Genomic DNA, 14,845 nt, shown 5'->3' with positions numbered 1-14,845 from the left:
CCGTGTTGCTCTCGGCTACCCCGCCGCCCGGCCCGCGCCCCGCCCAGGAGGCCCGGTTGTACGAGGAGGCCGCCCGGCAGCGCGGGCTGACCCCGCCTCGCGCCCACCCGCCGGCCAGCATCACGTGGCTGGGTCCCGCCGCATCCAATCCGGCGCTGGCCCACCGGGTCGGCGGCGATCCGGCACATCTGGCGGAGAGCCGTCGCTGGATCGAAGCGGCGGTCCGCCTGCCGCACTGGGGCAAGGCCCATATGCCGGACCACGATCTGGACGCCGGCTGGCTGCTGCACCACCTGTCGCTCGCCCACCGGTGGATCGGTGACGATCTGCCGGACGGATTGCGGGCACTGCTGCGGTACAAACTGCTGCTCCAGGGGCGACGGATGTACGAGTTCGCGGTGGCGAGCGAGGGCGGCTGGTGGTCGTCGTCGTACTGGCAGAACCACAACTGGATCTGTTACGCAGGGCTGGCGACGGCCGGGTACGTGCTGGGCAAGGAGGAGTGGACCGAGCGTGCCAAGGAGAACCTCGGTACGGTCCTCGATCTGATGCCGGAGGACGGCTCGCACGCCGAGGGGGTCGTCTACTGGCGCTACGGCGTGCCGTTCCTCGCCATCCATCTGGATCTCCTCCAGGAGGCGGAGGGCATCGACTGGTGGAACCGGGGCGGTTTCCTCTCCCGTACGTTCCGCTTCCGGCTGCACCAGACCGCCCCCGGCTTCGCCCGCAATGTCGACCACGGCGACTGCCACGACCGGCGCAGCGGGCACAGCGCCGCCCTGTACTACCGCCTGGCTGCCCAGTACGGCATCCCGGAGGCTCAGTGGATGGGCGATCTGGCCTCGGGCGAGCTGCTCTGGCAGGAGACGTCGGAGAGCGGGGTGCGACCGGGGATCCTGCCGGAGGCCTACCTCGAATACCTCTGGTACGACCCGTCCGTGCCGGCCACGCGGCCCACGGAGACCCGGGCGTTCTTCCCGGATCTGGGGCTGCTCGCGGCGCGTACGGGATGGGACGACGACGCCACGCTCGTCTCGTTCAAGGCGAGTCCGGGCGGCGGTCACAAGGCGTGGGAGACATCTGCGAAGCACCGGGCCGAGCGGGGCTGGGAGACCCTCAACCAGGGGCACCACCACCCGGACTCCGGTTCCTTCGTGATGGTCTCGCAGGGTGAGTTCCTTGCGGTGGACGAGGGCTACAGCAACCGCAAGCGGGCCGCGCACCACAATCTGCTGCTGGTGGACGGGCGGGGTTACGCGGACGAGGACCGCTACCACGTCTACAAGGACCTTCCATTCGAGCGTCAGGCCCGGCAGCGCGATGTGCTCGTCGGCGACGAGTGCGGCTGGGCGCACGCGACAGCGGAGATCGCCACGATGTACGACCCGGGGCTCGGGGTGCGGAGGCTCGACCGGACGCTGGTCTTCACCCCGTCGGGGCGGCTGGTGCTGCTCGACCTGGCGGAGTCGGAACCGGGCGAGGGGCGGGAGTGGACGTTCCTCCTCCAGACCGACCGGCCCACTGAGCCGCAGCCGGACGGTACGCGGCTGATCCGGTCCGGCTCGGCCGTGGCGCGGGTATGGCAGTTCGCCCCGCTCGACCCATCGGTCACCTCGGAAGTCACCGAGGTCGAGGCCAATCCGACGTCCAGCACACCGGAGCTGCGTCTCACCCGCACGCTGCACACGCTCCGGTCGACGTCCCCGCGGTCCGTCTCCGGACTGTTCCTCACGGCGATCACGCCTGGTTCGGCGGACCCGGGCGAGCGGGCCGAGTGCACGGACGGGCACGGCGTCACGTTCCACGGCGAAACGGTGCTGCTCTCCCCCGTCGCACGCCGAATCCGTACCGCTGCCGTCTCCGCAGATGCCGCGGCCGTGCTCCTCCGCGACGACGCTCAGGCACCGTACGTCGTCGCGGCCACGCGGCTGGAGCTCAACGGACGCGTGCTCCTCGATGTCCCGGAGCCGTACACAGGAAAGGTCGGCTGACCCATGCGGGCAACACTCTCGCCCCCGGAACAGCGGGCCGCCACCCCGTCCGGATGGCCGACGCTGCTGCGCCGGCTGGAGTTCGTGGCCTACCCGGCAGCCGCCGGGGCCGCATTCGCCGTACTGTCCCTCGGCGTCGTGACGTGGCTGCCCGCGCTCGCCGCGATGGGGTACGCCCTGCAAGGGTGGCGCACCGATGGGGACACCCGGTGCTTCACCCGCGCGTTCACGGCGTTCCCGCAGTACTGGCGCGCGCTGTGGCTCCACTCGCTGGCGTCCACCGTCGCGGCGTTCGTCCTCACCGCCAACATCGTCCATCTGCTGGGCCGTTCGGAGCCCTGGACGTTCGTGGTGCTCGCCGCGCAGGTGGGCATCGCGGCGGCTGCGGTCATCCATCATGTGGCGCTGGCTGCCGAGGCAGGCCGTTCGCCACAGGGGATGGTCCGTTCCTGGTCGCGCGATGCGCTGGTGCTCGGTTTCGGGTCCGCGGCGCGTGGCACCGCACTGCTCGGCGCGGTGATCTCCGCATCCCTGCTCTCCCTCGTCGTACCGCTGGGGCCGCTGCTTCTCGGCCCGAGCATTCCCGTACTGCTCGCCCTGTCCTTCGCCGATCCCAGGAGGCACACCCCATGAGCCGTTTACTGCGCACCGCCCTCGTCGCCGCACTCGCCGCGGGCGCTCCGCTCGCCTTCCCGCCGCCGTCGGTCGCGGCGGAGTCGGCGACCGGCTACTACGTGTCGCCGTCGGGCAGTGACTCCAACGCAGGTACGTCTGCGAGTGCTCCGCTCGCCACGATCCAGAAGGCCGTGGACCTGGCGCCGACGGGCGCGGTGGTGCACCTCGCCTCCGGTACGTACGAGCAGGACGTGGTGACGAGGCGCGCCGGCGTCACGATCACCGGACCCTCGACCGCCGTGGTGGAGGGGGCGGGCGACGCCCGGATCATTCAGGTGCAGCACGACTCGACCACACTGAGCGGCTTCACCGTGGACGGGCTGCACGGGTCGTCCACCGATGTGTCGGGCTACCGCCTGAAGCTCATCTACGTCATGAGCACGACCCCCGGCAATGGTGTGGGCGCGCTGCACATCACCGATATGACGCTGAAGAACGCCGCCGACGAGTGCTTGCGGGTGCGCTATCTCGTCACCGGCGCCGACATCTCCGGCAACACCATCACCAACTGTGGCGTCGCTGACTTCAAGTTCGGCGGCGGTGGCAAGAACGGTGAGGGCATCTACCTCGGCACGGCCCCCGAGCAGCAGGGCGCGAACGGCGCCCCGGACGCGGCACCCGACATCAGCAGGAACAACCGCATCCATCACAACACCATCGCCACCCAGGGCAATGAGTGCGTCGACGTGAAGGAGAACGCGACCAACAACTACGTGGAGTACAACGACTGCAGCGGCCAGAAGGACCCGAGCTCGGGCGGGCTCGACGCGCGCGGCAGCGGCAACATCTTCCGCTACAACACCGTTCACGACAACGTCGGCGCGGGCATCAGGCTCGGTGGTGACACCGCGACGGACGGTATCGACACCAGCGTCTACGGCAACACCGTCACCGGCAACGCGGGCGGCGGCATCAAGTTCATGCGCACCCCGCAGGGGCCTGTGTGCACCAACACGATGAGCGGCAACACCGGCGGCGACGCGGTCGGCACCTACGGCAGCGAGTACACGCCGACGGGTGCGTGCCCGCAGTGAGCGGCCGGGGACCCGCGAGACGCGGGGTACTGACGGCGGCGGGACTGGCCGCGGTAGCCGCGACGGTGCCGGACACGCAGGCCGCAGAAGCGCCGCGGAATGGCGCGCAGCGGTCGCGCTGGACGACGTCCTGGGCGACCGCACAGACCGCGCCGACCGCAACCGACGCCGTGGCGAGCACCGGACTGACCGACGGGACGTTCACCGCCACCGTCCGGCTGTCGGCCGGCGGACAGGTCCGGCTGCGGTACGGGCATGCGTTCGGCACCGTACCGGTCCTGATCGGGCCGGTGACGGCGGGCGGGCAGCCGGTGACCTTCGGCGGGCGGCCGCAGGCATGGATCGCCGCGGGTGCCTCGCTGACGAGTGATCCGGTCGCCGGTCTGCGTACCACCGAAGCGGGCCGGCTTACCGTGGAGACCCGGCTGCCCGGCCCCACCGGACCGCTCTCCTTCCACCGCAACACCCATGCCTCGCACCGTGTCGACGGTGTCCGCACGACCTCCGTGTACCTGCTGACGGGCGTCGAGGTGACAGGCGCGCACGGGCCGGTGATCGCGGTACTCGGCGACTCCATGGCCGAGGGTGTCGGCACGCCGGACGACGCCGATCTGCGCTGGCCGGACCAGCTGGCGCGACGCCTTCCCGGCTCGGCCGTCGCCAATCTCGGTATCAGCGGCAACCGGGTGCTGCTGGACGACCCCCGGTTCGGGCCGAGCGGACAGGCCCGCTTCGACCGCGATGTGCTGTCGCTGCCCGGGCTGCGGACCGTATGCGTACACCTCGGGGTCAACGACCTTCAGCAGCCGCCCGGTCAGACCGATCCCGCGCTCGTCCTGGCCGGCTACCGACAGCTCGTCCTGCGCGGCAGGGGCGCCGGGCTGCGGGTCGTCGGCGCGACGATCACGCCGTTCGAGGGCTGGACCCGTTGGACGCCCGGACTCGAAGCGGTCCGGCAGCGGATCAACGCGGCGGTGCGCACCGGCCAGGTCTTCGACGCCGTCGCCGACTTCGACGCCGCGGTCCGCGACCCGGACCGCCCCTCGCGGATGCTGCCCGCGCACGACAGCGGCGACGGACTGCACCCCAACCCCTCCGGCCATGCGGCGCTCGCCGCGGCCGTCGACCGCCGACATCTCCTGTGAGGGCCCGCATCATGAACCGAGGTACCACCCGGGGCACCACCCGACGCACAGTTCTCGCCGGAGCAGCGGCGCTCGGCGCAGCCGCCGCGCTGCCCGTCACGTCGGCCGGCGGGACCGCATCCGCCGCAGCGGGGGACGCCGCCGCGCTGCGCACCCGCTGGCACACCCTGCTCACCGGCGGCCCGGGGCTCGATCTCGAGGACCCGCAGATCGCGGCGACGGTGGCCAGGATCGGCAAGGCCGCGACCACGTCCGTCAAGGGCCTCGACCCGACCCGAAGCGATGGGCTGTTCCCCGATCTGACCAGCACCACGCTCTCCAACCACGTCACCACGTCGTTCAAGCGCCTCGCCACGGTCGCGACCGCGTGGGCCGTCCCCGGCACCCCGCAGTACGGCGACACCGCGCTGCGCGATCTGCTGCTGGCCGGCATCGACTGGATGCTGACAAACCGTTACGGCCCCGAGCACCCCAGGTTCGACAACGACTGGGACTGGGAGATCGGCTCCGCGCTCGCCCTCAACGACGCGTCCGTTCTGCTGTACGACGCCCTCGGCACGGAGCGGCTGAACCGGATCAGCACGGCCGTCCGGCACTACACGCCCGACCCGAACCTGTGGCGGGCCGACCGGCAGATCGCGACCGGCGCCAACCGGGTGTGGATCTCCACCGTCGTCGCGGTCAACGCGGTACTGCGCGACAACGGCGACGATCTCCTCCGGGTCCGTGACGCTCTTTCGGACGTCGAGGGTTCGGGGGCCAACAGCGTGCTGGCGTTCAACGACACCAGTGCGGCCGCGGACGGCACCGGCGAGGGTTTCTACTCCGACGGCTCGTTCCTCCAGCACTACAAACACCCGTACAACGGCGGCTACGGCAAGGAGCTGCTCGGGAATCTCTCGCGGCTGCTGAACCTGCTCGCCGGTACGCCGTGGACGGTCACCGACCCCGATCTCGACAACGTCCGGCACTGGGTCGACGACGGCTTCGACCCGCTGATCGCCCGGGGGGACGTGATGGCGTCGGTCTGCGGGCGCGAGATCGCCCGCCCCAGCAAACAGGGGCATGTCTCGGCACAGACGGTCATCGAGGCTGTGGTGCGGCTGATCCCGAGCTTCCCCGGGGACACCGCCGACCGGTTCACGGCGCTGGTCAAGCAGTGGATCGCCGAGGACACCTACCGGGACTTCCTCGCCGCCACCGACCTGGCGACGCTCGTCGCCGCCCGGCGGATCATCGCCTCGCCCGTCCCGGCGCGCGGCCCGCTGGTCGCCCACAAGCAGCACCCGCGGATGGACAAGGCGGCCCACCACCGGCCGTCGTTCGCGCTCGGCATCTCCGCGCACTCGTCGAGGATCTACAACTACGAGTCGATCCAGAACGAGAACCTGCACGCCTGGCATCTCTCCGACGGCATGGTCCTGCTCTACACGGACGATCTCGGGCACTACAGCGAGGACTACTGGCCTACCGTCGACCCGGCCCGGCTGCCCGGCACCACCGTCGTCGCCGGCCGCCCTGCGGATGCGGCCGGCCAGCGCACCACCAGCACGGCGGACTGGGCGGGCGGCGCGGTGCTGCCCGGAACGACGCTCGGCGCGTACGGGATGGAGCTGCGCGCGTTCGGGAGTTCGCTGCGCGGTCTGAAGAGCTGGTTCTGCCTGGACGACGTGATCGCCTGTGTCGGCTCGGGCATCACCGCCGATGCGGGCACCGCCGAGACGGTCGTGGAGAACCGCAAACTGCGCGACCCGCAGGCGGCTCTCCTCGTCAACGGTAAGGCAGTGCCGGCCGGCGCGGGCTGGTCGGATCGGCTCGGCCGGGTCCGCTGGCTGCACCTCGCCGGGACCGGCGGCTACATCTTCCCCAGGGCCACGACCGTCAACGGCCTGCGCGAGGAGCGCACCGCGACCTGGCGCGAGATCAACCTCAAGTACGGCACCGACACCCCCGTCACCCGCCCGTATCTGACGCTGTGGCAGGACCACGGAACGGCACCGGACGAGGCCGGCTACTTCTGGCTGCAGGCGCCCGCCGCGTCCGCCGGACGCACCAGGCTGTGGTCGGATGCGCCGCCGGTGAAGCTGGTCGCCGACTCCACGGCCGTGCATGCGGTACGCCGCTGCGCGGACGGGCTGTTCGCGGCGAACTTCTGGACCGCGGGCACCGCACAGGACCTCACCTCGGACGGGCCTGCGTCGGTGCTGGTGCGGCCCGAGGGGAAGACGGTGACGGTGTCCCTGTCCGATCCGACCCAGCTGCGGTCCTCGGTCGTGCTGAACCTCGCGCAGCGCGGTCTGACCGTCGTCTCCGCCGATCCGGGCGTCAGCGCCTCGGCCACGGCCACGGGCATCCGGATCACGGCCGACACCGCTGAACGCCACGGCGCAACCCTCACGCTCAACCTGACCCTGAAGAGGAGCTAGACCCTTGCTGTTCGACATGGACCTGGCGCGGCTGCGGGAGTACCGGCCGGAGCCGGAGGAGCCCGCGGACTTCGACGCCTTCTGGGCGAAGACGCTCACCGAGGCGGCCCGCCACGATCTGGACGCCGAGTTCGTCCCGTACGACGCCGGGTTCGCGACGGTCGATGCCTTCGATGTGACGTTCCGCGGCTGGGGCGGGCAACCGGTGAAGGCGTGGCTCATGCTGCCGCGGGCGCGCTCGGCGCCGCTACCCGCCGTGGTGCAGTACATCGGCTACAACGGCGGCCGGGGCATTCCGTACTCCTGGCTGACCTGGAGCGCCCTCGGCTACGCGCATCTGATCATGGACAACCGGGGGCAGGGCGGTGGGGGCAGGAACACCGCGGACACCCCGGACATCGGCCCCGACGGCCACGGCTCCTCGTCCCCCGGCTTCCTGACGCGCGGCATCGAGGATCCGTACCGGCACTACTACCGGCGGCTCATCACGGACGCGGTGCGGGCCGTCGATGCGGCCAAGGCGCACGAGGCCGTGGACGCATCGCGGGTCGCGGTGCTCGGCGGCAGCCAGGGCGGCGGGCTCGCCCTCGCCGCGGCCGGGCTGCGCGACGATGTGGTGGCAGCGGTCGCCGATGTGCCGTTCCTCTGCCACTACCGGCGCGCCTCGCAGATCACGGACGCGGGCCCGTACGCGGAGATCGCCCGCTGGCTGTCCGGGCACCGCTTCCGGATCGACGAGGCGATGGAGACGCTGTCCTACTTCGACGGGGTCAACTTCGCGGCGCGGGCGACCGCTCCGGCGTGGTTCTCGGTGGGTCTGATGGACAAGATCTGCCCGTCGTCGACGGTGTTCGCCGCCTACCACCGCTACGCCGGACCGGCCGAGATCGAGGTGTTCACGTACAACGGGCACGAGGGCGGCGCGGAGTACGACCTGCCGCGCAAGCTGGGCGCGCTGCGCGGCGCGTTCGGTCAATAGGTACCGATCAGCAAGTACGGGTCACCGGCCCAGCGCCGCCATCGCGGCGTTGTGGCCGGGAACCCCGCTGACCCCGCCACCGCGCACGGCGCCCGCCCCGCACAGCAGCACATTGGCGTGCGCCGTCTCGACGCCCCACCGGCCGGTGGACTCCGTGGCGTACGGGAAGGCGAGATCGCGGTGGAAGATATGGCCGCCGGGCAGTCGCAGATCCCGTTCGAGGTCGAGCGGGGTCTTCGCCTCGATGCACGGCTCGCCGTTCCCGTCGACGGCCAGACAGTCGGCGATCGGCTCGTCGAGATGCGCGTCGAGTTCGGCGAGCGTGGCCTTGAGGAGGGCGGCGCGTGTCGCCTCGTTGTCAGTGGCGAAGAGCCGGGCGGGCGTGTGCAGGCCGAAGAGAGTGAGGGTCTGGTAGCCGCGGGCGGCGAGGTCGGGACCGAGAATCGACGGGTCGGTCAGCGAGTGACAGTAGATCTCGGACGGAGGCGCAGCGGGCAGCCTGCCCGATGCGGCGTCCCGGTAGGCGTCGGCGAGCTGTCCGTACCCCTCGGCGATATGGAACGTTCCGGCGAACGCCTGGCGTGGGTCGACGGAGCGGTCGCGCAGCCGGGGCAGCCGGCGCAGCAACATGTTGACCTTCAGCTGGGCGCCTTCGGCGGGGGCCGGCGGCTCGTCGCCGAGGAGGGCGGCGAGGGCCTGCGGCGATGCGTTGACGAGGACCCGGCGGGCGGCGACCCGGTGTTCACCGTCGGGTGAGCGCACGGTGACCTCGGCCCGGGTGCCGTCGGTCTCGACCCGGGTCGCCTCGTGGCGGACCCGGATTTCGGCGCCCGCCGCCCGGGCGGCCTGCGCGAGGGCGTCGGTGAGCGCGCCCATGCCGCCGACCGGGACGTCCCAGTCGCCGGTGCCGCCGCCGATCACGTGGTAGAGGAAGCAGCGGTTCTGGAGCAGGGACGGGTCGTGCGCATCTGCGAAGGTGCCGATCAGGGCGTCGGTCAGCACGACTCCACGTACGAGATCGTCGGCGAAGTTCTCCTCGACGGCCACACCGATCGGTTCCTCGAAGAGCATCCGCCAGGCGTCCGGGTCACCGATCCGGTCGCGGAGCGCGTCCCGGCTGGGCAGCGGCTCGGTGAGGGTCGGGAAGACCCGCTCGGCGACCTGCTGCGTCATGGCGTAGAAGCGCTGCCAGGCCGCGTACTCGCGCTCGCCGCCGGTGAGCGCGGCGAAGGACTCCCGGGTGGTGTCCCCGCCGACGAGCAGTCCGGTGGCGCGGCCGCCCCGCACGGTCGGTGTGTACGAGGAGACGGTCCGCTTGCGTACGGCGAAGTCCAGCCCGAGATCGCGGACGACCTTCTGCGGCAGCAGGGACACCAGATACGAGTAGCGCGACAGCCGGGCGTCGATTCCGTCGAAGGGACGGGTCGAGACGGCCGCTCCCCCGGTGGTGCCGAGGCGTTCGAGGACGAGGACGGACTGTCCGGCGCGGGCGAGATAGGCGGCGGCGACCAGACCGTTGTGGCCGCCGCCCACGATCACTGCGTCATACGTGTCAGGTGCGGGCATGGCCCTTGGTAACACGGGACGATCGCCTCTGACCAGAGGTGGCGGGGCGGAAGTTCCTGGTCAGTGCGGTTCGACGCCTCGCTGCTGGCGCAGCGCCGCGACCTTGCGGTACAGCTCGACCGCCTCCGTGCCGCGCCCGAGCTGTTCGAGACAGTGCGCCTCGTCGTTCCGGCTGGCGAGCGCGTCGGGGTGGTCGGCGCCGAGGATGCGCTCGCGGGCCTCGGCGACCGTCCGGTACACGGTGAGGGCATCGGCCCAGCGGCCCAGCCAGCCCAGGCCCACCGCGACCTCGCGACGGCTGACGAGGGTGTCGGGATGGTCGGGGCCGAGGACGCGCTCCCGGATCACGCACACATCGCGCGACTCGGCGAGGGCTTCCTCCCAGCGGGCCAGTCGCCCCAGATTGACGCCGAGGCCGTGGCGGGCGCGGAGCGTCTCGGGGTCGGCGGGGCCGCCCACCCTCGTCCGGTCGTCGACGAGGGCGCGGTACAGCTCCAGGGCCTCCGCGCTGCGGCCCAGCCTGCCGAGGCTGATGCCGACCTCGTAGCGCGAGGAGAGCGTGTCGGGATGGTCGGCGCCGAGCGTCTCCGCGCGGGCCCGGGCGACTTGCCGGTAGGTCTGCAGCGCGTCCGACCAACGCCCCAACCGGCCCAGGGTGTACGCGACTTCGTAGAGAGTGACCAGGGTGTCGGGGTGACTGGCGCCGAGCAGCCGACTGCGGGCGTGCGCCACGTCGCGGGCCATCCGGTACGAGTCCTCCAGACGCCCGAGCCTGCTGAGGTTGAACGCGAGGTTGTGGCGACAGCGCAGGGTGTCGGGGTGGTCGGGACCCATCGACCGTTCCCTGGAGGCGAGGACCGCGGCGTACACCTGATGGGCCTCGAAGTGGCGGCCGAGCTGGCCCAGTACGTACGCCGCCTCCTGCCGGGCGGCGAGCGTCTCCGGGTGGTCGGGGCCCATGGTCCGTTCGCGGCCCTGAGCAACCCGGTCGAACTCGCGCAGTGCGTCCGCGGCGCGTCCGGTGCGGCTGAGGGTGAACGCGACCTCGAACCGGCTGGAGAGGGTGTCGGGGTGGTCGGGGCCGAGGGCGTGCTCGCGTTCGGCGGCGACTGCGCGGTGCACCTCGCCGGCCTCTTCCCAATGGCCGAGCCGGCCCAGGTTGAGGCCCGCGCTGTGCCGGTTGGCGAGGGTGGAGAGCAGTTCCGGCGACGGTGTGGGCCGCTCGGGCCGGGCGAGCGGGACGCCTCCGGTCAGGGCTCGCAGATCGGTGCCGGTGGTCCATTCCCCGGTCAGGCCCGCGGAGTGGTCGGGCGGGGCGAGGCCCAGGTGCGTGGCCCCGGACGCCCTGTGTCCGATGGTCATGCCGCGGGTCCAGGACGGCAGCCGCGGTCCGGGCCCGGGGGGCTGCCGGCCGGGGTGTACGACGGGGACCGGCGGGGCGAGCCGGACCTGTCCCGACGGCTGGAGATGCCCCGCCGGCGGGAGGTGCTGTTGTTCACCGGTGCGTCCGACGGCGATCCGCTGCCGCAGGTCGCCCGCGTCGGCAGGCCGCTCCTCCGGTGTCTTGGCGAGCAGCTCCAGGACGACCCGGTCGAAGAAGCCGGGGAGTTCGGCGCGGTGGGTGCGCAGCGGTTCGGGCTGGGTGTCGCGGTGCCCGACGAGGACGGCCCAGGCGTCGTCGAGATCGAACGGCGGGACTCCGGTGGCGATCTCGTACAGCACACAGCCCAGTGAGTAGAGGTCGCTGCGGTGGTCGACCTGGCCGCCGCTGATCTGCTCGGGCGACATGTAGTGCGGGGTACCCATGGCGATGCCCGTACCGGTGAGGCGCGAGGTGAAGCCGATGTCGTGGCCGAGCCTGGCGATGCCGAAGTCGCAAATCTTCACCGTGCCGTCGGTCAGCCGCATGATGTTGGCGGGCTTCAGGTCGCGGTGCACGATGCCCTGTTGATGGGTGTAGCCGAGCGCGTCGGCGACCTGCTCGGCGATGTCGACGATGTCGGGCACCGGCAGCGGATGCTGTTTGTTGTCCTCCAGGAGCTGGCTGAGGTTGCGGCCGTCGAGGAGTTCCATCACCAGGTAGAGGACGCCGTCGTGTTCGCCGAAGTCATGGACGACGGTGACGCCTCGGTGCTGAAGGGCGGCGGCCACCCGGGCCTCGCGGCGGAACCGTTCGCGCAGGATCCGGGTGAACGACTGATCGTGCTGGGGCCCCACCGGCTTGAGACATTTGACGGCCACGTGGCGGCCGAGCGACTCGTCGCGGGCGCGCCACACCTCGCCCATGCCGCCGCGCCCGATCAGATCGAGCAGCCGGTACCGGCTCTGGATCAGCCTGGTGTCCGCCATCGCGTGCTGTCGCCCCCGTTGCTTCGCCTACTGCTGCGCCCTCCCCGGCCCGTCCAGTATGGCTGCCCCGTCACGGAGTTTGGAGGGGGCGGGGCGGCTACCGGGGCCGAGTCGTTCCATCGCCCGCACGATGTGGCCGGGAGGGAGTTGCCAGCGCAGCCGCGACGGGATGCAGCGCAGGGCGGTTCCGGTGGCACGCAGGCGCCGGTCGACGGTACGCAGGGGTGGCGCGGGCCTGCCGTAGAGGTCATGCGCGTACGGAGGCAGTGACTGGTAGGCCAGTGCCGCGACGCGCCGCCACAGCAGTTCGCGCGCCGGGATCAGCAGGGCAGGGACGGGCGGACGGCGGAGAAAGGCGTCGACGTCGAGCGCTTCGGCGCCCGCGGCGAGTTCGGGCCGCACCCGGTCGAAGTAGGCGGCGAGCTGGGCGGTGGTCGCGGGAACGTCGTCGGGGTCGAGGCCCACCAGGCGGGCGCTGGTGCGGTGTTCGTCGATGTAACGGTCGGCCTGTGCGGCGGTGAGGGACTGGCCGGAGCGGAGCTGCACCTGCAGATAGGAGTCGACCTCGGCACAGTGCACCCACAGCAGCAGCTCCGGTTCGTCGACACCGTACGTCTCGCCGGTCGCGGGGTCGGTGGCCTTGAGGAGCCGGTGGATCCTGCGGACCCGGGCGCCCGCCTTCTCGGCGGCTTCCGTGGTGCCGTACGTGATGGTGCCGACGAAGCCGGCCGTGCGCATCAGCCGTCCCCACGCGTCCTTGCGGAAGTCGGAGTTCTGCATGACGCCGCGGACGGCACGGGGGTGCAGCGCCTGGAGGTACAGGGCGCGCACGCCGGCGATCCACATCATCGGATCGCCGTGCAGCTGCCAGGTGACTGTTTCGGGCCCGAAGAGCCCCGGATCGGCGTGCGCCATGTCTGCTCGTACCTCCCGCTCGGCCGCGTCCGTACGTATGACGTGTGCACCCTCAGGATGCGCTGGTACCGGGCTGATGCTCCAGGCCCCGCTCCCGCCCGGTCAGACCCCGGCGATGACCGCCACGCCGACCCGGCCGCCGTCGACGTCGAGCACGGTTCCGTGGACGAACGCCGCCTCGTCACCGGCCAGGTACACCGCCGCCTGCGCGATGGACTCGGGGCTGCCGACCCCGCCGGCCGGGGTGCCCTTCATCATGATGTCGCCGGGACGCGCCTCGGTCTCGTCGGGCGCGGGCGTGCGCACCACACCGGGCGAGATCGCGTTGACCCGCACGCCGGACGGGCCGAACTCGGCGGCCCACGCACGGGTCAGGGTCTCCACCGCTCCCTTGCTGGAGCTGTAGAGGGCTCCGACGGGAATACCGAGGCGGGCGATCCACGATCCGAGGTTGACGATCGCACCGCCGCCCGCCTCGGCCATGGCAGGGGCGAGGGCGGCGGTCAGGAAGAAAGGCGCTTTGACGTTGACTGCATAGACCTGGTCGAACGTCTTCTCGTCCGTGGCCGGAGTGGTCGAGCCGGGGTAGATGCCGGCGTTGTTGACCAGGATGTCGACCCGCCCGCCGAGCACCCGGGTCGCCTCGTCGGCGAGGGCCCGGGAGGCCGCCGCACTGCCGTCGAGGTCGGCGGCGACGAAGTCGGCACGCCCACCGGCGGCCCTGATGCCGTCGACGACCTCTTGTCCGCGCTCGTGGCTGCGGCCGGAGACGGCGACGTGTGCCCCCTCGGCGGCGAACGCCTCGGCGATCGCGCGTCCGATGTTGCTGGTGGCTCCGGTGACCAGAGCGGTCTTGTGATGCAGGCGAGTACCCATGATGCGGTGTCTCTTCTCGTCGGCGCGGCGTCGTGGCGGCGCGCGGAATGAACTCTCTGGATCCAGTTGGTCCGGGCTGCCGCAAGGCGGCAAAGTGGACCACGAGGTCCACTGTGGACCGTGAGGTCCAATGTGGACCCGCGGAACTGGACTGTCAAGTCCAATGGAGTTAGCCTGGTCACCCTCGACGCCTCCCAGCAGGCGGGCCGGCAAGGAGGTCACCGACATCGTGCTCACCACCCGTGGAGCCGCCACCCGCCAGCGCATCATCACCGGCGCGGCGGCCCTGATCCGCGACCACGGCGTCGCCGGAGTCAGCCTGGACGACATCCGCGCGGCCACCTCCACCAGCAAGAGCCAGCTGTTCCACTACTTCCCGCAGGGCAAGTCCGACCTGCTCCTCGCGGTGGCCGAGTACGAGGCCGAACAGGTCCTCGCCGACCAGCAGCCCATGCTCGGCGACCTCACCAGCTGGCAGAAGTGGCTGGCCTGGCGCGAGCGCGTGATCGAGAAGTACGACGCCCAGCGCGCCGGCTGCCCACTGTCCGCACTCACCGCCCAACTCGACGTCGCCCGCCCGGCCACGCAGGGCATCATCACGCGTCTCTACGACCGCTGGCACACCCATCTCGCCGAAGGCGTACAGGCGTTGAAGGACTCGGGAGAGGCCGACGCGCGCCTCGATGCCGACGCGGCGGCGACGGCCATTCTGACCGCCGTCACCGGCGGCGCCACTCTGCTCCAGGCCACCGACTCCCTGACCTACCTCGAGACCTCCCTCGACCAGGCGCTCAATGCCCTGCGCCGGGACGAGACACCTGCGGCGCAGGTCCGTAGCTGATCATCAGGACGAGCCCGGACGGATGCCGTACTCGGCAAGCCGGGCCAG

11 protein-coding genes are annotated in these 14,845 nt (G+C 71.5%); 7 read left to right on the top strand and 4 right to left on the bottom strand.

Going from position 1 to position 14,845, the window contains the following annotated elements; genetic code table 11:
- Window positions 1–2: 2 nt before the first annotated feature.
- The 6 genes from OHA03_RS30930 to OHA03_RS30905 are packed head-to-tail and all read left to right on the top strand — an operon-like array spanning window position 3 to window position 8,250.
- Window positions 3–1,991 carry a heparinase II/III family protein gene (locus tag OHA03_RS30930; RefSeq protein ID WP_267007004.1) on the top strand — a complete coding sequence of 663 codons (1,989 nt, stop codon included), beginning with the start codon at window positions 3–5 and terminating at the stop codon, window positions 1,989–1,991.
- Window positions 1,992–1,994: 3 nt separating this feature from the next.
- Entirely contained in the window at window positions 1,995–2,624 is a 630-nt protein-coding gene (locus tag OHA03_RS30925) for a DUF624 domain-containing protein (RefSeq protein WP_267007003.1), read from the top strand.
- Window positions 2,621–3,700 (top strand): right-handed parallel beta-helix repeat-containing protein, encoded by a 1,080-nt coding sequence (locus OHA03_RS30920; RefSeq protein ID WP_267007002.1) that lies wholly within the window; start codon window positions 2,621–2,623, stop codon window positions 3,698–3,700. Before OHA03_RS30925 ends, OHA03_RS30920 begins: the two co-directional genes overlap by 4 nt.
- Complete coding sequence (locus tag OHA03_RS30915; RefSeq protein ID WP_267007001.1) at window positions 3,697–4,845, top strand: SGNH/GDSL hydrolase family protein; 1,149 nt, start codon at window positions 3,697–3,699, stop codon at window positions 4,843–4,845. Before OHA03_RS30920 ends, OHA03_RS30915 begins: the two co-directional genes overlap by 4 nt.
- 11 nt (window positions 4,846–4,856) lie before the next feature.
- Window positions 4,857–7,271: a polysaccharide lyase 8 family protein gene (locus OHA03_RS30910; RefSeq protein WP_267007000.1), complete on the top strand. Its 2,415-nt coding sequence runs from the start codon at window positions 4,857–4,859 to the stop codon at window positions 7,269–7,271.
- Window positions 7,272–7,275: 4 nt separating this feature from the next.
- Entirely contained in the window at window positions 7,276–8,250 is a 975-nt protein-coding gene (locus OHA03_RS30905; protein WP_323181271.1) for an alpha/beta fold hydrolase, read from the top strand.
- A gap of 21 nt (window positions 8,251–8,271) precedes the next feature.
- Here the strand turns inward: OHA03_RS30905 and OHA03_RS30900 are convergent, their stop codons facing one another.
- The 4 genes from OHA03_RS30900 to OHA03_RS30885 form a co-directional block, all read right to left on the bottom strand.
- Complete coding sequence (locus OHA03_RS30900; protein ID WP_267006999.1) at window positions 8,272–9,816, bottom strand: NAD(P)/FAD-dependent oxidoreductase; 1,545 nt, start codon at window positions 9,814–9,816, stop codon at window positions 8,272–8,274.
- 60 nt (window positions 9,817–9,876) lie between these two features.
- Entirely contained in the window at window positions 9,877–12,165 is a 2,289-nt protein-coding gene (locus OHA03_RS30895) for a serine/threonine-protein kinase (RefSeq protein ID WP_267006998.1), read from the bottom strand.
- A 27-nt stretch (window positions 12,166–12,192) separates the two neighbouring features.
- Window positions 12,193–13,080: an oxygenase MpaB family protein gene (locus OHA03_RS30890; RefSeq protein WP_267006997.1), complete on the bottom strand. Its 888-nt coding sequence runs from the start codon at window positions 13,078–13,080 to the stop codon at window positions 12,193–12,195.
- Window positions 13,081–13,182: 102 nt separating this feature from the next.
- Complete coding sequence (locus OHA03_RS30885) at window positions 13,183–13,956, bottom strand: SDR family NAD(P)-dependent oxidoreductase (RefSeq protein ID WP_267006996.1); 774 nt, start codon at window positions 13,954–13,956, stop codon at window positions 13,183–13,185.
- A gap of 229 nt (window positions 13,957–14,185) precedes the next feature.
- Here OHA03_RS30885 and OHA03_RS30880 point away from each other — a divergent pair, with 229 nt between their 5' ends.
- Window positions 14,186–14,797 carry a TetR/AcrR family transcriptional regulator gene (locus OHA03_RS30880; protein WP_267006995.1) on the top strand — a complete coding sequence of 204 codons (612 nt, stop codon included), beginning with the start codon at window positions 14,186–14,188 and terminating at the stop codon, window positions 14,795–14,797.
- Window positions 14,798–14,845 lie beyond the last annotated feature (48 nt).

Origin of the sequence: Streptomyces sp. NBC_00154, assembly GCF_026342835.1 — a bacterium.
Lineage (GTDB): Bacteria > Actinomycetota > Actinomycetes > Streptomycetales > Streptomycetaceae > Streptomyces.
This window is presented reverse-complemented; position numbering and strand designations above follow the sequence as displayed.